This is a genomic window from Leisingera sp. ABM4_103 (assembly GCF_056158685.1).
Window position 1 is genome coordinate 23,377 of the sequence record NZ_JBSWTU010000006.1, and the last position, 20,971, is coordinate 44,347.

At 56.8% G+C, this 20,971-nt stretch carries 10 protein-coding genes; 8 read left to right on the plus strand and 2 right to left on the minus strand.

The window, feature by feature from the left end:
* Nucleotides 1-181: 181 nt before the first annotated feature.
* Nucleotides 182-12,454, plus strand: a complete 12,273-nt coding sequence (locus ACXAED_RS20940; protein WP_475053223.1) for a cadherin-like domain-containing protein — start codon at nucleotides 182-184, stop codon at nucleotides 12,452-12,454.
* An 82-nt stretch (nucleotides 12,455-12,536) separates the two neighbouring features.
* Here ACXAED_RS20940 and ACXAED_RS20945 read toward each other — a convergent pair whose 3' ends face one another.
* Nucleotides 12,537-13,106: an integrase core domain-containing protein gene (locus ACXAED_RS20945; protein ID WP_475053225.1), complete on the minus strand. Its 570-nt coding sequence runs from the start codon at nucleotides 13,104-13,106 to the stop codon at nucleotides 12,537-12,539.
* A gap of 660 nt (nucleotides 13,107-13,766) precedes the next feature.
* Here ACXAED_RS20945 and ACXAED_RS20950 point away from each other — a divergent pair.
* The gene (locus tag ACXAED_RS20950) at nucleotides 13,767-14,201 is read left to right on the plus strand and encodes a hypothetical protein (RefSeq protein ID WP_475053227.1); all 435 of its coding nucleotides are present in this window, start codon (nucleotides 13,767-13,769) and stop codon (nucleotides 14,199-14,201) included.
* Nucleotides 14,202-14,784: 583 nt separating this feature from the next.
* On the opposite strand, the gene ACXAED_RS20955 is transcribed toward ACXAED_RS20950, so the two are convergent.
* Entirely contained in the window at nucleotides 14,785-15,021 is a 237-nt protein-coding gene (locus ACXAED_RS20955; RefSeq protein WP_271906689.1) for a hypothetical protein, read from the minus strand.
* Nucleotides 15,022-15,174: 153 nt separating this feature from the next.
* Here ACXAED_RS20955 and ACXAED_RS20960 point away from each other — a divergent pair, with 153 nt between their 5' ends.
* The 6 genes from ACXAED_RS20960 (at nucleotide 15,175) to ACXAED_RS20985 (ending at nucleotide 20,604) form a co-directional block, all read left to right on the plus strand.
* Nucleotides 15,175-15,909: a Crp/Fnr family transcriptional regulator gene (locus ACXAED_RS20960; RefSeq protein WP_475053228.1), complete on the plus strand. Its 735-nt coding sequence runs from the start codon at nucleotides 15,175-15,177 to the stop codon at nucleotides 15,907-15,909.
* A 774-nt stretch (nucleotides 15,910-16,683) separates the two neighbouring features.
* The gene (locus ACXAED_RS20965; RefSeq protein ID WP_475053229.1) at nucleotides 16,684-16,962 is read left to right on the plus strand and encodes a hypothetical protein; all 279 of its coding nucleotides are present in this window, start codon (nucleotides 16,684-16,686) and stop codon (nucleotides 16,960-16,962) included.
* 33 nt (nucleotides 16,963-16,995) lie between these two features.
* Nucleotides 16,996-17,349 (plus strand): hypothetical protein, encoded by a 354-nt coding sequence (locus ACXAED_RS20970; RefSeq protein WP_475053232.1) that lies wholly within the window; start codon nucleotides 16,996-16,998, stop codon nucleotides 17,347-17,349.
* On the plus strand, nucleotides 17,339-18,193 hold the full coding sequence (locus ACXAED_RS20975; RefSeq protein ID WP_475053233.1) for a hypothetical protein: 855 nt from the start codon (nucleotides 17,339-17,341) through the stop codon (nucleotides 18,191-18,193). The genes ACXAED_RS20970 and ACXAED_RS20975 overlap by 11 nt, the downstream gene beginning before the upstream one ends.
* 93 nt (nucleotides 18,194-18,286) lie before the next feature.
* Nucleotides 18,287-19,486, plus strand: a complete 1,200-nt coding sequence (locus ACXAED_RS20980) for an N-acetyltransferase DgcN family protein (RefSeq protein WP_475053235.1) — start codon at nucleotides 18,287-18,289, stop codon at nucleotides 19,484-19,486.
* The gene (locus tag ACXAED_RS20985) at nucleotides 19,483-20,604 is read left to right on the plus strand and encodes an alanine/ornithine racemase family PLP-dependent enzyme (protein ID WP_475053237.1); all 1,122 of its coding nucleotides are present in this window, start codon (nucleotides 19,483-19,485) and stop codon (nucleotides 20,602-20,604) included. The genes ACXAED_RS20980 and ACXAED_RS20985 overlap by 4 nt, the downstream gene beginning before the upstream one ends.
* The last annotated feature ends 367 nt before the right edge of the window (nucleotides 20,605-20,971 follow it).

Consider the following 20,971-nt stretch of genomic DNA (forward strand, 5'->3'; position numbering starts at 1 on the left):
TTCAACTAGAAATGCAACTAAACACTTTGCGGGCAGAAGGAAACCTCTCTTCGAATTTTCAATCGCTGCGCAGTCTATGACCTAATCACCTTACTGCAAAGCGTAATAAATTTGACTTTTTTACAATCTTTGCAATACTGCGGGCAGGTGTTAGTGGTTTAAATGGTGAGTGGGGGCAGTTGTGACACTGGTCTATTCGGCTATTGCCGGACAAACCGTGGATGGTTTCAGGCAGGCAGATTTCATCACTTTCGACTTCAGTTTTTCAGCGTTTGAGTTTCGGTTGTCGGAAACTCAGACAGGCGTCGAATTGCGGCGTGGAAGTGTCATTACAACTTTTCTAGGCGCCACTCTTGAGGACTTCATCCATACTCCCGGTGCCGAACCGAAGCTGCGCTTCAGCAATGGAACCTTTTACTTTGTGGGCAGCCCGGACGATGACAATTTCACGGGCGGAGTTTCAAGTGATGTGTTCGATAATCTGAAGGCTGGAGGGGCGGATTCTGTTCTAGCCGATTTCGGGGCGGACATAATCTTTGCCGGAAGCGGGCTTACGGCGGATGATGCCATTGACGGGGGGGGCGGCAGTGACCGGTTGGTGTTTGAGGGCGTTATGGGAGAGTTCGTCGCCTTAGGTGCGACGACAGTCACCAATGTCGAAACCTTCGAGGCAGCCGTTGGCAGCCAGGTCAGAATTGGGCTGGCTGATGCAACGGTGAGCAGCCTGGCCAGCACGTTCTTTACCTACACCGCTGCAAGTCAGACCCAAGGCGATCTCAGCCATGTTGATGGCAGCGCGGTGCTTTCAAAAAGCTTGACGCTGACAGGCGGCGCAGGTGACGACACGCTGATCGGCGGCGGGCAGGATGACTCTCTTTCCGGCAATGACGGTGCCGACAGCCTGGCAGGGGGCGCAGGTGCGGATACGCTCAGGGGGGGACTTGGAGAGGACACACTGACCGGCGGAGCAGGCGACGACCTGTTTACCTTCAGTTTTGCCACCCCCAGGAGTGAAAGCTCACCCAACGTCGCAGACAAAATAACGGACTTCACGGGGCGCGGTGCGGCCGGGGGGGATCTGATTGAACTGCCGCAGTTTTCCAATTCAATACCGCTTGTATTCAATGGTCAGGAGTTATTGTTCACTTTTGTGCCGGGTGCTCCGTCCGGCGAACAGCTGCCGCCTGAATTGATTGGCGACGGTTTCGCCGATGTAAGTTGGCGCAGAGTCCCGTCGGGCCATCAGATTTGGGTTGACGCGGATGACGACGGGCAGTTTTCCGAAGCAGACATCCTGATCCACTTGGATGCGAACGGAGAAGGCGCAGCCCCCATTTCCGTCAGCGATTTCGCAAATTTGTTTCCGGTTGTGCGCCTCACCCAGGGGCCAGATGTGTTTCCTGCGGTGGCCGGCGGGAATGCCGGACCGGACACGGTCTTTGCTTTGGGGGGAAACGACAGCATTGCAGCAGGTGCCTCCAACGACGAGGTGCGGGCCGGCGGCGGGATGGATACCGTGGATGGAGGCGACGGCAGGGATACGGTTTACGGCGATGACGGTGCCGACGGCCTCAGTTCCGGGGCGGGAGATTCCGATTTTGTTTCAGGCGGCAACGGTAACGACACGATCCTTGGCGGACCGGGAAGCTTCAAGATTCTTCAAGGTGATGCGGGGGATGACAGCATAGTCGGAGGCACCGGAACTGAGGATATTTCCGGCGGAGCCGATAACGACAGCTTATTCGGCGGCGGTGCGAACGATACCTTGCGCGGCGGCGATGGCGATGACACGCTGGATGGCGGCGATGCGTCCGACTGGCTGTATGGCGGCGCAGGAGACGATTCACTCTTTGGGAATGCCGGCAACGACACGCTCGTCGTGGAATCAGGTCAGAACACTTTGACGGGCGGCACAGGGGCGGATTTCTTTTCCGTCAGCGCCAGCGGTTTTTTCACCTCCACGGCCAGCGTATCCAGTGTGATCACTGACTTTTCGCAGAGTGAAGGGGACCGGATCGATTTCACCGGTCTGTTCAGTGTCATACCGCTTGTGCTTCGCGGCCCGATTACAGATTCGGCGTTTTCCGGCACTGTCGGAGACACGCTGGGCGGTAGCGACCTTGGCACAGGTTTCTGGCAGGTGTTCACCTGGCAGTCAGGCCCAGATACTTGGGTTTATGTCGACAACAATGACAACCGTCAGCTCGACGGCACAGATCCGGCCTTTCTGCTCGAGGGCATAACGGCCAGCAGCATCAACGAAAGCTATTTCGCCGCCGACGACTTCACAGTCCGGGTTGGCAGCCCTGCGGGTGAAGTGATTGCCGGCAGCAGCGTGTCCGACACCATTTTTGGTGTTGGCGGCAATGACACAATCATCGGCAACGGCGGAGCGGACAGCCTGAACGGCGGCGACGGCAATGACTCTGTTTCCGGCGGTGCGGAAAATGATTGGCTGAACGGCAATGCGGGCAACGATACGCTGATCGGCAACGGTGGAATTGACTTTGTCAACGGCGGTTCCGGAGACAACTCAATCGACGTGACGGGCGGTTCGGGCTCCGGCGACGGCGGTGAAGGCAATGATCTGATGATCGGCGGGTTGTTGTCAGACAATTTCTTCGGCGGTGGTGGAAACGACACGCTGCAAGGGAACGGCGGCAACGATTTTCTCAATGGCGCCAGCGGCGACGATAGCATCTTTGGCGGTGGCGGGAATGACTCGCTGACACTGGGCGCCGGAAATGATTCTGCCGACGGTGGCGAAGGCAATGACCGCGTGAACTTCGGCAGCGGTTCCGACACAATCACCGGGGGTGCCGGTGCCGATTCAATATCCGGCGGACTTCAATCCAGTTCAGAGTTTGCCACACAACCGCAGCTTGCAGCCTTCACCAGAGTAACGGACTTCAACGTTGCAGAAGGCGACGTTCTCGAATTTTTTAATTCAGTTGGGAACCCGACAAGGCCCTTTGTTTTCACCGGACCGATTTCTGACGCAGGCTTCACGGGCACTGCCGGCGAAGCGCTGCCGGATGCAGGGCTGGGAACGGGGTTCACCCAGTTCTTTACCTGGGCTTCCAACGGCGACACTTGGCTCTTTGCGGATACGAACGATAACCTGGTGCTCGACAGCACCGATTTCACGATGCTGTTTGAGGCGACCCCAAGCATCGCCAAGGAAGCGTTTGTTGCCGGAACATTCACAGTCGAAGTCGGCAGCCCAAATGCTGATACTCTGACCGGCAGCAGCGGAAGCGACACGATTTACGGCGTTGGCGGGGACGATTCCATTGACGGCCTAGCTGGTTCCGACCGGCTGTTCGGGGGCGCGGGTAACGACACGATCCATGCTGGTCCTGGGTTTGATTCCGTAAACGGTGACGCCGGAGATGACTCACTGATCGGCAGTGACGATTTTGAAATCTTATTTGGAGGCGATGGCAACGACACCATCCTGGGCGTCGGTGGTGCGAACAATGGATTATACGGCGGCAACGATGATGACCTGATCATCGGCGGCACTTTGGCCGACGATATCAGGGGCGACAACGGCATGGATCGCCTGGAAGGGCGAGACGGTAACGATTTTATTGACGGAGGCAGTGGTGATGACACCCTGCTGGGGGGGCTGGGAAACGACCGGCTGTCAGGAGGCACAGAGAATGACAGCCTGGACGGCGGCGGCGGGGATGACACGCTGAACGGTTCCAAGGGCATCGACACGATAACGGGCGGCAGCGGCATCGACAGTTTTGCTTTCACTGTGCAGTTCAGCAGCGTCGTCGGCTTCCAGCCTACCCATGAAGCACCGACGCTGATTACCGATTACTCCCGCAGTGACGGCGACATTATAGACCTCACAAATTCGGTGGGCGTTCTAAGGCCGCCATTTGTGCTGCGCGAAGCCCTGGCGGCTGGTTTCACCAACACGGTTGGCGACACTTTGGGCGGCAGCGACCTTGGGGCCGGGTTCACCCAGTTCTTCAAGCATTTCGACGGCACGGGCACTTGGCTGATCGGCGACACCAACGACAACCGGATTCTTGATGCAACCGACTTCACGATCAAGCTTTCTGGGAATTTCCAGGACCTGAATGCGACCGACTTCGGGCCGGGAGACTTTGCGGTGATGGTTGGGACCCCCGATGGGGAGCTGATTGCCGGCGGCAGTGCAAATGACACGATCTACGGCGTGGGAGGCGATGACACGCTGGAGGGTCTTGGCGGCACAAACTCTCTGATCGGCGGCGAAGGCAATGATTCAATCGATGGGGGGGGCAGCGGCGACCGCATAGAGGGCGACGCCGGCGACGATACCCTGCTGGGAGCCTCTGGCAATGACAGCATCACCGGAGGGGAGGGCAACGACAGCATCGACGGCGGTCTTGATGCGGATGTCATCAGCGGGCTTGGTGGCAACGACACGCTGATCGGCGGGTTCGGCGTCGACCAGATGTTTGGCGGTGAAGGCAATGATGTCCTGAACGGCGGCAGTGATGACGATGATCTGCGCGGCGGTGCCGGAAACGACAGCCTGGAGGGGGAGGACGGAGCCGACCGCTTGTTTGGCGAAGGCGGCGACGACGCTGTGCTTGGCGGAGCCGGGACCGATACGGTTCACGGCGGGCCGGGAACCGACATAGTAACTCTCGGCACCGGTGCTGATACCTACTCAGTCGGCATTCTTGGTTTCGGCGCTCCCAGTCAGAGCTCCACCTTTGGCAACCCGGACATCATTACGGATTTCAGCCGCAGCCAGGGTGATGAACTGGCCCTTTTCAGCGCGATCAGCAACCCGCTGTGGAGCATCCAGTTCCGTGGCGAGGTCGGGCAGGGGTTTGAAGGATTGGGCAGCGGGTTCGGGCAGCCTGATCTGGGTGACAACATCATTGAATTGTTCACCTGGACGGAAAGCCTGACCAAAACCTGGCTGATCGGCGACATCAACAACAACCATTCCGCCGACGCGGACGACTTTGCCATTCTGTTCACTGGCGGTCTTGAAGAGCCTTTGAGGCGGCAGGACTTCGACGGGCTGACCAATGTTGCGCCCTTTGCCCGGGACGACACCATTCAGATTGCAGCATCGAATGCGTATTCCGAAAACCTTCGGCGTGACTGGGGCAGCGGAATAGACTTTGACCCGGAAGGCAATCAGCCCCGCATCGACCGTGTATTTCTGACAGACAGCCCCGGCGATACCGGAATAGCAATAAACGGGGCAATGACCATTGAACTCGGGAGCGTTTCAGATCCGAAGGGTAAGCTGACAGTGGGTCCTGACGGGTTTTTCACATTTGATCCAGACGGCGCCTATGACAGCCTGGGGATTGGTGAAAGCGCAACCGCGACTGTCTGGTACCGGATCACAGACGATGACATCGAAGATCCGAAGAACGCCACAGCTGCCGCCACCTTTGTAATCCGCAGCAGTGAGCAGAACATTACACCGGTATTCCGCGATACCGAATTTGCCGTCGACGAGAATGCGGCCGCCAACACAGTGGTCGGCATTGCAGAGGCCACCGATGCAAACGGCGGAACCGATCTGCGCTATTCCATCATTGGCGGAAACACCGGCAACGCTTTTGACATCGTGAGCACCAGCGGTGAGATACTTGTTCAAAACCCGTCTCTCCTGGATTTTGAGGCCAATCCGCTTTTCTTTCTGGATATTGAGGTCCGCGACCAGAATGGCCTTGGCGAGACCGATACAGCAGTTGTTACAGTGCGGGTTTCCGATGTTAACGAAAGCCCTGTGTTCGCTGATCAATCCTTCGCTCTTGACGAGAACAGCGCAGCGGGAACGCCGTTGTCAGTAGCCGCCGCCGCAGATCCTGACACCCAGGCACCGAACAATATTCTCAACTACCGGATACTGGCCGGCAACGAAGACAACGCATTCGCCATAGATGCGCAGACAGGCAGTATTTCCGTTGCGGATCCGTCATTCCTTGATTTCGAGGCAAGGCAGGCGTTCTCTTTAAACGTCGAAGCCTTTGACCTCGGCACCCCTTCGCTGTCCGATACGGCAACCATCAGCATTGATCTGAATGACCTGAACGATACTGCCCCGCAGGCGGATCTGAACGGCGGCGAGGCCGGAACCGATGCCTCGGCAACATACCAGGGAGGGGTGCTGCCGCTGCTGAGCGAAGCTGTAATAAGCGATCCCGATCTAGGCGGCACCGGACCGCTCAGTGAAGCTGTGATCCGCTTCACCCCTCCGGACGGAGCCATGGAACTGCTGGCCGTGGAAACCAGCGGAACGCCTGTATCCTCGGCGATTGAAACTGACGGCGCCGACACAATCTTGCGCCTGACAGGCCCAGCCAGCATCGAGGAGTTTGAGCAGGTACTCCGTAGTCTGACCTATGAAAACAGCTCAGCTGCCGCCACGCTTGGCGACCGTCATATCACGGTGTCTCTCTCTGACGGGGTTAACACCGGTCCGGCTGCGGCGCTGACCGTTACTCTTCCAGCTGGCAACGTGCCACCGGCGATTACAGTGAATTCCGGAGGCGGGCTGAACGAAGGGGCAAGCCTGACAATTGGCGCTCCGCTGCTGTCAGCGACCGACCCCGACGGTGCCGACGAAACGCTTGTCTTTACGGTTATACGGCTGCCTGTTAACGGCGTTTTGCAGCTCAATGGGGCGGATTTGCTTGCAGGAGAGAGCTTCTTGCAATCCGACCTGACTGCAAACCAGGTGGTTTACATTCACGACGGTAGCGAAACAGGCACCGACAGCTTTGGCTTCACCCTGAGCGATGGTGACGCCGTTCTGCCCGTGATTGATTTCGCACTCACAATTACTCCGGTCAACGATGCGCCGGAACTCGTGGTCAATACTGGCCTCGCCGTAAGCGCAGGGCAAACCGGCGCAGTGATCGGCCAGAGTCTTCTTGAGGCTGCAGATACCGACAACACGGCTTCTGAACTGTCTTACACGCTCACTTCCGCGCCAGTGAATGGCACACTGTTCCTTGGCGCTCTGGCACTTGGGTCCGGCGACAGCTTTACGCAAGCAAATGTTGACTCCCGGCAGTTCAGCTATAGCCATGACGGTTCGCCTACCGGGGCTGACAGCTTTGGATTTGATATCTCCGACGGGACTGAGGAAATCACCGGCCTGACATTTGAAATTACCGTCGCGGTCGACGATGCTCCCCCCATACTGACACAGAACTCGCCGGTTGCGGTGGTTGAGGGGCTGGGATCCTTTGTTACGCCAGCGTTTCTTGAAACAACAGACCCCGATACGCCAGCCGGGCAGATCGCCTATACCCTTCAATCGCTTCCCGCCAACGGTATTCTACTGCTGGACAACATCCAGCTTGTTACAGGGGGCATGTTCACCCAGACTGATATTGATACCAATCTTGTGGTCTACCGCCATGATGGCGGCGAAACATCCAGTGACAGCGTGGAATTCTCCGTAACTGACGGAACAACCGCCCTGCCCGCTGCAACACTGAGCTTCAATATCATTCCCGTTGACGATGCACCAAGTCTCACGGCGAACACAGGGCTGGTCGTAATCGAGGGCGAAGGCGCAGCCATCGGTGCTGCACAGCTGGCGGCCACTGACCCGGACACTTTAGCTGATGCGCTGACTTTTACTTTGCAGACCGCTCCCTCATTCGGCTTTCTGGCCTTGGACGGCAGCGCACTCGCGGCCGGCGGCAGTTTCACGCAATCCGACATCGACAGCGGCAGGCTGACCTACAGCCATGACGGCTCTGAAACGGTCAATGACACACTGTCATTCGAACTTACGGATGGAACCACAACTCTTGCCGCTGGATTTGCAATAACCGTTCTGCCTGCAAACGACGATCCGGTCCTCGACTTTGCAGGTGGTTCGGACCTTGCGGGAATGGTTGCCGAACTCGACGAAACAGACCCTGACGAAGGCCGGATAACGCTGACTGTGGACGGCAGCATAACGGTACGCGACTTTGATCTGGCAGATACGCACACCGCCACTGTTCTGCCGGCCGCCAGCGGCTACGTGGGCACGTTCAGCATTGCACAGCCAACAACCACCCCGGGAACTGCAGAGGGCGTGATTCAGTGGTCCTTCAGCGCCGACGACAGCGCGCTTGATTTCCTGTCAGAAGGGCAAGAAGTTGAGCAATTTTACGACGTGACCGTGAACGACGGAAATGGCGGAACAGACACTGAGCAGGTTGTCGTAATGCTGACCGGCAGCAACGATAATATCAGCGTCTCAGGCGGTGTTGGAATAGTCAGGGTGCTGGAAGCCCCGGACAATTCCGCAGAAGAGGCCAGCGATGCGGAAACAATCCTGAACGGAACCTTGTCCTTCAGGGATCCCGACATTCTTGATGTTCACAGCGTCTCTTCCCCTGCTTTGACACCTGTGTTTGGCAGCACCTATGTGTCTTCGGTTACGACGGACACGACCGGAACGGGTTCCGGGGGGGTGGTTTCGTATGAATTCCGCATTCGCGACAGCAGCCTGGATTTCCTGGCTGAAGGCGAAGAAGTTTTTGTAAGTTACGGAAACAGCGTCGGCGATGGCGTCGGTATTGACACAAACGTTCCCAGTCAGTTCCTGCTGACCGGTGCCAATGACGCGCCGAAGATTGATGAAACAGGCAGTCAGACCAGCGCCTTGATCACCGAGTTCAGCGACACTGACGCAAGTGAAAACTCCGCGGTACACTCCGTGTCCGGAGATTTGCTGTTCAATGACGCCGATTTGACGGACACCCACACGACTAGGTTCACGCCCCAATCGGTCGGCTACATCGGAAGCTTCACTTTGGTTGGCGGGCCGTCCAGCACGGATTCGACTACAGCAGGCGCTCAATCCTGGTTATTCTCAGTTAACGACGCAGAGCTGGAAATGCTCGCCGAGGGAGAGGAGCTAACCCAGAACTTTGATGTCTTCATTGATGATCCTTTTGGGGGCATTGGCATCCAGACGGTCGCAATCCAGCTGCAAGGCACAAACGACGCGCCGGTCCTTCTGGATGAGATATTCGTGACCGAAGTAGGAGAAGACGGCAATGCCGGTATCGGGGTCCCGGTATACTTCCAGCTGAACGGGCGTGCTTCCGACCCTGACAGTAACGAGGATGCGGGTACTCTTACGTATGAGTTCGTCGACTTGCCGTCGGTAGGCACGGTTGTGGAAACACCCGCCAGCCTGATGTTCACGCCAGGCGCGGATTTTCAGTACCTCGGTGAAGGCGAAACCGAAGATGTCGCCTTCGGCGTGGAGGCCATAGATGCCGCTGGTGCCCGTTCCAACCGGGCGACGCTGACATTTCGTGTCGAGGGCGCCAACGATGCGCCTGAGGTTGCGGCGAACGCGGGGCTGTCGGTAGCTCAAGGCTCTGCCGACAATATCATCGGGCAGGGCTTGCTGGCAGCAAGCGATGCAGACAACACTGCAGCGGAGCTGAACTACACAATCAATTCCGCGCCAGTGAACGGCACGCTGTTCAGGGATGGCTCAGCGCTTGCAGATGGAGACGGTTTCACACAGTCCGATATAGACGCCGGGTTAATCCGTTATGATCACGATGGGTCTGGGAATGTTCCCGACAGTTTCGGCTTCAGCGTCTCAGATGGTCTTGCGGCAGTTTCCGGCCAGAGCTTTGCAATTTCTGTGACGCCGGATTCCCAAACCTCTTTGGTCTACGATGAAGTGGGGGTATCGGTTTTCAGGGGAACGGACGGTGATGTCATAGAAGTTCCGCACGACCCGGATTTCGAAATCCCCCAAGGCACGATCGCCTTTTCGTTTGAACCGGCCGATGTTTCCGGCTCGCAAGGGCTGTTCACCAAAGATGCGGCAGGGTTTGCAGGCGGCGGAAATCATGTTGCCGTCTATCTCGTCGGAAGCACGCTTACCGCGCGCCTGCAGGAAGGCAGCAACCAGGTGATCCTCACTTCACCTGGTATTCAGCCGGACCGGGAGTACGAAATTGCAGTCACATTCGGTCCGGACGGAAGCGGTCTTTGGGTCAACGGCTCCTTGACGGCTGGCAGCCCGCTTTACATGGACTGGACACAGAACGTCGAAGTCAGCCAATGGGGAGGTCGAGGGTGGGCCAGCGCCAGCGGTGCCCCCGGATTTGACGCGCCGTTCAATGGCACGATTTCCGACCGGCAGATTTACAACAGGGTTCTTTCGGAGGCTGAAATTGCAGTGCTGGCAGCGAATTCAAGCAGCTCCAACAATGCCCCGGTCGTATCTGATGATGACCTGACGGTCAGAGAAGACAGCTCTGGTGATATCGATCCGGTTGGCAATGACACCGATCCTGAAAATGCTGCTTTGTCGGTGGCGGGAATAACCAGAGCACCAAACGACGGTGCGGCAGTTGTCAACGCCGATGGATCCGTAACTTATACGCCTGACCCGGATTTCAACGGATCCGACAGTTTCGACGTCGGTATCACGGATGGTGTCAATGTGAGTGTTTCAACCGTCAATGTCACAGTGTCCCCAGTGAACGACACGCCAGTCGCCGCGGACGACCGCGCGCTTACTTCAGCTTCCAAACCGCTGGTCATAGATCTGCTTGGCAACGATACCGATGTTGACGGCGATACCCTTAGCATTCTGTTTGCGGAAGACCCTGCAAACGGTACCGTGGTGAACAATCAGAACGGCACCGTGACCTATTCCCCGGACAACGGTTTCTTTGGAGAAGAAAGCTTCCGCTACACAGTGTCTGACGGGACCGAAACCGCGGAAGCAACAGTAACGGTTTCCGTGATAAATCTGCCTGTGCCTGTGGTGGACGAACCGCAAGAGCTGTTCTTTGACGGCACTAGGGGCTCCGTTGTCGAAACTCCTCATTCGGCTGTCTACGCTCTCTCGGACGCCACGCTCTCCTTTACCTTTAACGCCAGCAATACCAACGGCCAGCAAGGTCTCTTCGCAAAGGATGCAACCGGGTTCTCAGGCGGCGGAAACCACCTGGCCGTGTATCTGGACGGGACCGAGCTGGTCGTTCGGATTCAGGGCGAGAGCGACCAGGAGATAATTTCAATTCCCGGCATCAGTTCAGGAACAGACTATTCCTTTGCGATTGCCTTCGGACCGCAGGGTGCCACACTGTTTTTGGACGCGGAAGCCGTGGCAGGCACTTCGGTTGCGATGGACTGGTCAAACAGTGCTGAATACACCCAGTGGGGCGGCCGGGGCTGGGCCAGCCAAAGCGGGGAACCAGGATTTGATGCGCCTCTCGAGGGGGTGATTTCCCAGGTGAAGCTGTTCGATCTTGTACTGTCGCCGGATCAGGTTGCCGAGTTGCGCAGAACTGAAACAAACAACAGCAGCCCTTCCCCGTTGCCTGATTCAATCGTTATTGACGAAGACAGCAGCGGCACTGTGTTCCCGGGAGCAAATGACATTGACATCGACGGTGATATTGTCACCGCGGTTGCAATTGCCAGCGCAGCCGCCCATGGCGCCGCGGTTCTAAATCCTGATGGGTCCGTTACCTACACGCCTGATCCGGATTTCTTTGGTTCCGACACCTTCGAAGTCATCGTGACGGATGGAAACGGAAGCTTTGAACAGTCAACCGTCGATGTGACTGTTCTGCCGGTCAATGATGATCCTGTCGCCGTGGATGACTTCTCTGCAACCCAGCAAGCGGCGCCGGTCACCATTGATGTGCTGAGCAATGACGCAGACGCCGACGGGGACACGTTGCAGGTGTCGCTTGACGGCGCGAACGGACCTTCGCAAGGCAGCGCTGCCGTCAATCCGGACGGCACCATCACCTACACGCCGGACCCGGATTTCCTCGGCGTTGACGACTTTGAATACATTCTTTCTGACGGCAGCGGAACCACGTCAACTGCCACTGTTGCGGTGGAGGTTACAGTTGATCCGCCTGCGCCAATTCCCTTCTTCAGTCGCGCAGGCATCACCGAATTCGATGGAACGCGAAGGTCTGTTGAGAACATTGCGCACGACAGGCAGTTCGAAATCGGAGAAGGTACTGTCACCTTTTCATTCATTGCCGATGCGACCAGCGGGCGTCAGGGGATTTTTGTCAAAGACGCATCGGGCTTTGCCGGAGGCGGCAATCATCTGGCGATCTACATCAGTGGAGGTGACCTGATTGCCCGGTTCCAGGATGGCACTGACAGCGACAGCTTTGTTTTCCGGAACCTTGAGGCCGGCGAGGAATATGAGGTCGCGGCGGTCTTCGGGACCGGTGTGGAGCTATGGATCAACGGCAGCAAGATTGGTGAAAATGCCGGCTTCGCTACGGACTGGAACCAAAATCAGGAATACCTGCAAATCGGTGGTCTTGGCTGGGGAAGTGAAACAGGTGGAGGAGCTTTCTCCAATCCCTTCGACGGCCGCATCGCCGATATGGAAATTTATTCGGACAGGCTCGATGACGCGCAAATCCTGTCGCTCGCTGAACAATCCTCGTTTGACCTCTAACCTGCCCGGGATGTCCGTCATCAAGTGAAGTGGGCCAGTTGATCTGAACGCGATCAGGAAGATCTGGCTCATGGGCTTGATCCTAAGCGGCCCTCCCGAGATTGAGCAAGCGGGGCTGTTTCAGTGTTATGCCCTTGGTTTTTCTCCTTTCACTGAGAATGGCGTGATCTCGAACGAAATAGACATTGACCGGTGTAAAATTGCCGAGGCTCTCGTGGCAGTCGTTGTAGTGCTCGACAAGGGTTTCAACGGCTTCTTCAAGCGCACAATGCAAATAGGAGTTTTCCAGCAAGATGCGTTTCTCGAGTGTCTGATGCCAACGTTCAATCTTGCCCTGTATCTGGGGAAGGTTCGGAGCGCCACCGATGTGTTCGATGCTTTGGTTATCGAGCCATTTGCCCAGGTCGTTGGAGATGTAACCGGAGCCGTTATCGCTCAGCAGCCTGGGCTTGTACTCGACCGTGGCCGACGAACAGGTTCTGATGTCAGACATTTCGGAATGCTGCACCCGGTTGCCAATGGCCGCTCTGGAGACCGCTGCAGTGCGGCGGCGGGTTGTGACGAATGGCTGCAAAGGGCCGGTCGAGGCGATGCGTGTCCCGCTGCACTCGCGAAGTTGTTCTTCCTGGCCATAGTCGCGAAGGGCTCTCACGGCTCGTTCGCCGCACGATGTCTGAAGGTCCGCTGCTGGTAACGGCCACCATTCAGTCGAACGATCACAAGGAAAACGCCCGATAACAGCAGCGGGAGGACTGAAGAGGAGATGACGCAATAGAGCTCCGAGAACAGATGGAAGGTACCGCCTCTGGTCAATGCTCACGTAGCAAGATTTGAAGCTACCGATCCGGCCTGGACAAAAATGGCGAGGGCGAACTATTCAACCCTCTAAATCCATTGAACTCAGATCATTTCACTGCCGTTTTGACCGGGGTCAGATTGGCAGATTTCGCAGAGCTTCCGAATAATCTAAGCAGTTCAAACCAGAACTCACCAACTGCTAACTGCCGCGATAATTGTACAGGCAATGGGATCTCAAAGCCGTATCTTGGATCACTCCGGCTTCGCTCTGAAGACAATCGCTCGCCCAAATGCCGGGGTAGGGGGGCAGGGCAAGACAGCGCCCAGCCGCATCTCCACGGTTTCATTTTTCCCGGTCCGAGCTCTGGTCTCCTTGAGCCGGAGACCAGAACTTTCTGCCCGCAGGGAAATCGCCTGTGCATCCGGAAAAAACGGCAGGACTCGAGCGCGTGCAACTTGCCAATGGCTGCTGAAGTACCCGCAAAAACCTCCCGGAAAAGAGGAAACCACGAGCATGAAACTCAAGTACTTTATCCCCGCTATCTCCGCCGCAACGGCACTTTCCGGCTGCCTGAATGACGGCTCCGTGCCGGACAAGCACGCAATCACCTTCGAGAAACCTGTTCCGGCTGGCGGCCCGTCCAAGTCCCAGAGCATGGCAGCCTTGCGGCAGTGGCTGGTTGCAAATATCCCGGAAGGCGACACCGCCAAAGATGTGAGCGTGGGACCGGTCCGCTATGCGGCCGTCCTGTGGCCGTTCCCGGAAAAGGATTTCTTCGTCTGCGCCCGGTTCACCGCCAAAAACCGTTTCGGCACATACGAGCCGCCGCAAAACGCCCTGATGACCATGCGCGTCTATGACCCTGCAAAAGGCTGGGAACCGGCGCTGGTCAAAGGCGTGGAGCACGATGCGTACCGGCAATACTGCATCAGTCAGCCGCACGCTTAGCAGGCTCAATTCAGGTCAGATAGGCTGACTTATTTAACATAAGCATGATTATAGTCTAATAGCGCTCACAGCGCGGCCCAGGAGGCATCCGGGCCGCGGCTCCCAGACATTCGCTGCAGGAGCACCCTGCACATCAACCTGAGGCCGCTTCGCGCAGGAAGCGCCCCTTGCAAACTCGGCCGTTTGACGCAACCAGCCGAGGGTTTCTGCTGCGGCGCAGCCCGCCGTTTCTGCCGTTCGCTGCGGCCGCGAGGTTCTGGAACCGGTGAAATTACACAGTGCCGGACTTCGCTGCCATTGCCCTTCCCGGCGTTTGCTGACGGAGCATCCGCTCGCAGGCGCGGCACGCTCATCGCTGCGCTGCAGCCGATGTCGCCAGACCGGTCATTCAAAGTCAGTTGGAAGCGCGAAATTCGAACCGCCCCTTTGCTGCAACCAGGACCGAGAAGCAGGGAGCAGGACTAGGCTTTCTTCACGCGGATAGGGTGTTTGGCTCCGCTAGGCTTCTGATGCTCAAGCGTTTTTTGAGCTGTCTTCCTGATGATGAAGGAACCCAGTTTGGATTTGGCTTCGTCAGCTTCCATCAAGGCTGCCGAACAGGGTTTCCGTTGGCAATAATCTGATGGATCAGAGCGGCAGCAGCGTGGTGCCTTTCGGTATCAGTTCCCGTTCCATCCGCATTCTCATGAAATGCCGCTGCATCACGAAGAACGCCAATGACTTCATGTTCAGGCAGCACCTGAAGATCTTTCATAGCCAGCAGCAACGCCTCGCAGATCGATAACGCGGCCATTCCTGCACATTCGGTCCGCTCGGACATTTTAGGCCTTCCTTTCTTGCATTGCGTGCCATGATAGGCTGACAGAGAAGTTATATTCAGTACCTTCGCAGGAAACGAAGCAGGCTAAACTGATCCAAAGCAGTCCCGTGGACCGGCGGTGTTCAATACAGTCGTGCCAACTCAGGAGGGGATATGAACTCCATCGAACACAGCCCGCTTGCAAGGAAGTTATCGGCATTTGCCGTTCTTTCAAAAGATGAGCTGGCCGTGCTGACTCAGCTGCTTCAGCGGCGGAAAACCTTTGCGGCAGGTTGTGACCTCGTGCATCAGGGGCAGCCCGGGCAAGCTGCCTACATTCTGGCTTCAGGCTGGGCCTGCTCTTACAAAATCCAGCCGGAGGGATCGCGTCAGATTGTCGACTTTCAAATACCGGGTGATTTCCTGGGATTGCGCAGCGTTTTACTGCGCACTTCGGACCATAGCATCGAGCCTGTTGGGGAGATCGAAGCAGCTGAGGTAATTGCAAGCGACCTGCTGGGAGCATTTGCCGATACCCCAAGGCTGGCGGCAGCCATACTTTGGGCCGCGTCCCGGGATGAAGCGATGGTTGTCGAGCATCTTGTCGGGCTAGGCCGCCGCGATGCAGATGCGCGAATGGCACATTTTCTGCTGGAACTGGGTGCGAGGCTGGCGTTCGTCGGACTGGGAAGCAAGGAGGGCTATGCATGCCCTTTGACCCAGTACCATCTTGCCGACGCTCTGGGATTGACCGCTGTCCATGTAAATCGTGTTCTGCGTCAACTTCGGGAACGGGAACTGGTCACCTTCCGGGAGGGCTTCGTGAAGTTCGGAGATATTGACCGGCTAATGACGCTGGCGGATTTCGATCCGTCGTACTTAGACCAAACTGGACCGCTTCTGAAATGAAACGGCCACCCATATGAAAAGCCCGGACAGCCAGGCTACGGGTCCAGAACGAGGAGGTTACGCGAGGACTTGTTTTGCCGCCTCGAGCTCTCTGTACATTTCGGTATGGTTTTCATCGCTGTGCGCCTTCTCCGCAAGCCTGTAATGCTTCCAAGCCGCTTCTTTCTTCGGTCCGGCTGGAGCTCTTTCGCAGGCAGCTCTTATGGACGCCAATTTCACGGATAGTCTTCTTGTTTCGGGGGTCATTCCTTTGTCCTTTCAGTGGGTTTCGAGAATAAGAAGCGCGAACTATGTGCCGAATCGATTTGGACCGGCACATACCCCGCGCTTCTTTGGCACTCGTAAACAATCACACACCGGCAAAATGCTGCGCCGGTTTAGTACCCCTATCCGGGATTGGATCTGCAGGTACTGATACAGGTTAGCTAGCGGCTTCCCGGTCGGGCGCTCTGCAAAGGCTAGTTGCACTCACCTAAGGAAAAAATGTCGATAAGGGATATGCCTACCCGCGTGCGCGTCAGTGACTGCATTGAGCCGACGCGGATCGGCAGCGGGGTGGCACCAGCCGCTGCAGGCGACCGCATTCCCGCTTGGTACCGGCAAAATTTAAAAACCTGTAAGGCGCTAACATCGATCAGTGCGTGAATTTCGCGCTCACCTTAAGGTCTTTGATGACACTCAGCTTTGCCGGGATCACGCCCTGAAGATCCCAGGAACCCTCTTTGCGGCAGAGGCAGCCAAAAAAAGCCAAACAGGAATTCAATGAGAAACAGGATGAACACGCGGTCGTCCAGATTGACGGTGACGTTTTCCCATCCGTTTGTCTTGGCAGGCTATGCAGACGAACTTCCTGCCGGAGCCTACGAAGTCATCGTGGAAGAGGAGCTGATTCAAGGGCTCAACTTCGTGGCCTACCGGACCGCAGCAACCTATCTGCTGGTCCATGGCAGGGGCGGCCGTGCAGGCCGGACCGAGTTGCGCCTGATCACCCAGAATGACTTAGAAACTGCGCAAAGCCGCGCCAGCGGATTTGACACGAAACAGAAACCATAGCGACGCGGCGCTTTTTCCGCAGGAGGACCAGATATGACTTATCCCAAATGGCTCAGGCCCGGTGTCTACGGCGCTTTGGTTGGCGCGGTCGCCATAACCATCGCAGGTTTTTCCTGGGGCGGTTGGGTGACTGGAAGCCAAGCAGATGCAATGGCCAATTCCAGATCCCATTCCGAGTTGATCGCTGCTTTGGTGCCGGTTTGCATCAACCTGGCACAAACAGATTCCGACCGGACTGCCAAGCTGGCATCGATCCAGGAAGCAATGTCTTACAAGCGCCGGGATGCAGTTATGGCGGCAGGCTGGGCAACGGTTCCTGGCTCAGAGCAGCCAAACCGTGATCTTGCACAGGCATGCCTTTCCGGGCTGGATCTTGATGCCTCGTGATTTTGCAGAACTATCGCTTTCTTCCAAATCCAGCACAGCGTTGCTAGACAAAAAAATGGTCTTCTGGGCTTTCCTGAGAACCTTGATCAGACGTTTTACGGCTTTGTTCGGGTTTTTGCTGGTATTTGCAGCGCCTGTCTTTTCGCAGTCGAGCACCTCCTCAATACCTGAAAACGCCCATGCCAAAAGTTACAGCGACGGGTGGGAATGCAACCTGTCCTACCGCCCAGCCGGTGATACATGTGTAAAAATTGTCGTGCCGCAAAACGCGTACCCGACGAACAAACCTTATGGTACCGGATGGGAGTGCGTGCATGGGTTTATTGAGGTCGAAGGCACATCTTGTGATAAAGTCTTTGTACCAGAAGGCGGGTATCTCGATCCTTCGGGCAAGCGATGGAATTGTCTGCGCGGTTTCAGGAAGATCGACGATATCTGCCAGAAAATTGAACTGCCGGATAATTCCTATCTGACGAACAACTCCAGCGGGCCAGCTTGGCGTTGCAATCGAGGGTATGAAGCCAAGGGTGAGAAGTGCATTGCCATTGATGTGCCGAAACACGCCTACCTGAACGGCTCAAGCTATGGGCGGCCTTGGACATGCGAGCGCGGGTTCTTTGAACAGGATGGGTCATGCAAAGCCGTGTTCGTCCCTGAAAATGCCTACTTTGACGATGCATCATACGGAATAGGTTGGAAGTGCGAACGCGGTTTCGCGGTATCTGGCGACCGCTGCATTCTCATAGAAATCCCCGAAAATGCTCATCTCGACAGGTCTGGCAACCGATGGGAGTGCGACAGGTATTTTCAGCGGACGAGAGGCCGCTGCGTTCTGAATAATTAGGCTTTGCAACTTCTGCTGCCTTGCTTGGCGGCGTCATAAACTTGCGGCGGGCACATCAATGCCAAGCGCTTGTTTCAATCCAAAGGACAAAAAATGGACCCCGCAGCCAAAGCCGACCTCTCAGCACGGCAAAAAGCAAGCAATGGGTGTTTGCTTTCGCCGTTCCACTCTGAGGAACCAGGGAACACAGGCGAGCTGCCCAACCTCCCCGTTCCCAGTGCAATAGTGTACTGCGAAGGAAACTTCGCCAAAAATGATGGAAAAACTGCGAACGGACTGGTGCGCCATTCAAAGGCCTACCGGATACTCTCAGTGATTGATAGCGGGCACCATGGGTGTGACAGCGGGCAAGTTCTGGATGGCAAATTCAACCGGATTCCGGTTTTCGGCAGCCTTGAAGCAGCCGTTGCCGACCAAAGCACAGTTCCCGATACACTGATTTACGGGATGGCACCGTCTAACGGGAAACTCTCTTGCGAGGACCGGAAGGTTGTTCTGGAGGCGATTTCGCGAGGAATGAACATCGTAGCCGGCTTGCATGAATACCTAAGTGAAGACCTGGAGATCATTGCTGCTGCAAAATCCTGGAACGTTACTGTCCGGGATATCCGCAAGCCCCGGCTCAGCAAGGACATGCGCCTGTTCGACGGCAGTATTGCGCGTGTAAAGGCGATCCGCATCGCCATTTTGGGAACCGACTGCGCAATTGGAAAACGAACCACGGCAACCCTCCTCGCCAGGGCACTGAATGCGCTAGGCATCAAAACGGTACTGGTCGGCACAGGCCAAACAGGGTTGATGCAGGGCACCAGATATGGCGTCGCAATGGACGCGATGCCGCCCCAATTCTGCTGCGGGGAACTGGAAGGGGCTGTGATTGCGGCATACGAGAACGAACGGCCGGATGTTATTCTGGTCGAAGGTCAGGGCGCACTCAGCCATCCGGCGTTCTGCACATCTGCCTTCATTCTGCGCGGCTGCCAGCCCGACGCGGTAATCCTTCAGCATGCGCCAGCGCGGGCGCACCGCTGCGACTTTCCAGAGATGGCAATGCCGGACCCCGGTGACGAGATTGCCCTGATCGAAGCGTTTTCGGACACAAAGGTAATCGGCGTAACCCTCAACCATGAAGGGCTGACTGATGCGGGGATCAATGCCGCTATCAGGGACCATGCACGGAAACTGGACTTGCCGGTCAGCGATGCCCTTAGCTGCCCTCCTGCACATCTGGCTGAACTGGTTCTGTCTGCCTATCCTCAGTTGCGGCCGGTGCCGGGGAAGGCCGCGTTATGACTGCCCCGCGCTTGGAAATTGATCTGAGCAAAATCCGTCAGAATACGCGGGTTCTTGTCGACCGCCTGAAGCCACGCGGGATCACGGTAACGGGTGTAACCAAAGCTGTGTGCGGCCATCCGGGTATTGCAAAAGCGATGCTTGCAGGCGGTGCTATGGGGCTGGCTGATGCGCGGATGGCAAATGTTGAGCGATTGCGCCAGGCAGGGATAACATGCCCGGTCTTGATGATCCGAAGCCCCATGCTGAGCCAGGTGGAGCAAATCGTTTCGTCCTGCGACGCCAGCTGCAACACCGAAACCGGGATCATCGCCAGCCTCGCCGCCGCTGCCCTGCGCCAAGGCACCAATCACGAGATCATCCTGATGGTGGAAATGGGGGATCTTCGCGAAGGCATAATGCCTGAGGATCTGACCGACATCGCGCTTCAGGTCACCAGAACGCCGGGCGTGCTCCTCAGAGGTATCGGTGCAAACTTTGCTTGCCTGGCAGGCCCGGCTCCCACTGCTGAGGATATGGCGTCACTCTCATCACTCGCGGACGCCACGGAAGCGGAATGCGGTCCCTTTGTTGACGTGGTGTCCGGAGGCAGTTCTGCAAATCTGCGGTGGGCGCTTGATACGGGACCGGCGGGAAGGGTGAACAGTATGCGCCTGGGGGAGGCCATCCTGCTCGGCACCGATCCGGTATCCGGAAACCCGATAAGCGGGCTTCATACGGATGCTTTCGTCTTGCAGGCAGAGGTGATCGAGACAAAGGTAAAGTCAAAGCTGGCACCTTTGAAGCTGTCCGACCCCGCATTGTCAGCGCTAAGCCTGGTGCCAGGCAATCATTGGAAAACACGGTCAATCCTGGCTGTTGGGCTGCAAGACACAGATCCGGCCGGGCTGACCTTTCCGGCAGCGGTTTCCTACATCGGAGCAACCAGCGATCATATCGTCGTCGAAACGACCAATTGCCCGCTGCGCATCGGGAGCGAGATAACACTGCGTTTGAACTACAGCGCCCTTTTCCACGCCATGGCCGCGCCAGATGTTGCAAAAGTTTTTTGCAACGGCAGACCTGCTGCGGAAGGTGGTGCAGCCAGCCGCAATGGACGGCACCCGGTACTCTTGTGAGACCGGCGGTCTCTTGGCAATGCAGCTCCAAGCCTCTTCCAGCGGCCTCAAGTCTGCGGCGTGCCGTAGTAATTTGAGCCGGGAATACCTATATCGGATATGACTGCTGGTGCTTTCTTCGCCTCACAAAGAGGCTGAAAACTGAGGCTCGCAATCGCTCGACCGCAGCATCTCTTTCAATGGCCTGAGCGCCGGCATTGGTCTGGGCACCGGTGACGCGGCTTTTTCGAACAATTCGGCTGGTGCGAATGCGAGAAAGAAAGAGCGGGGTTCAGTTCTGCTTTCATGTGCAAGACCAGCCCCGATTGCCCTCTAAAGACTCTTGACGCCGTTAATCCGCGGCAACTCCGCTTTGCCAGAGCGGCAA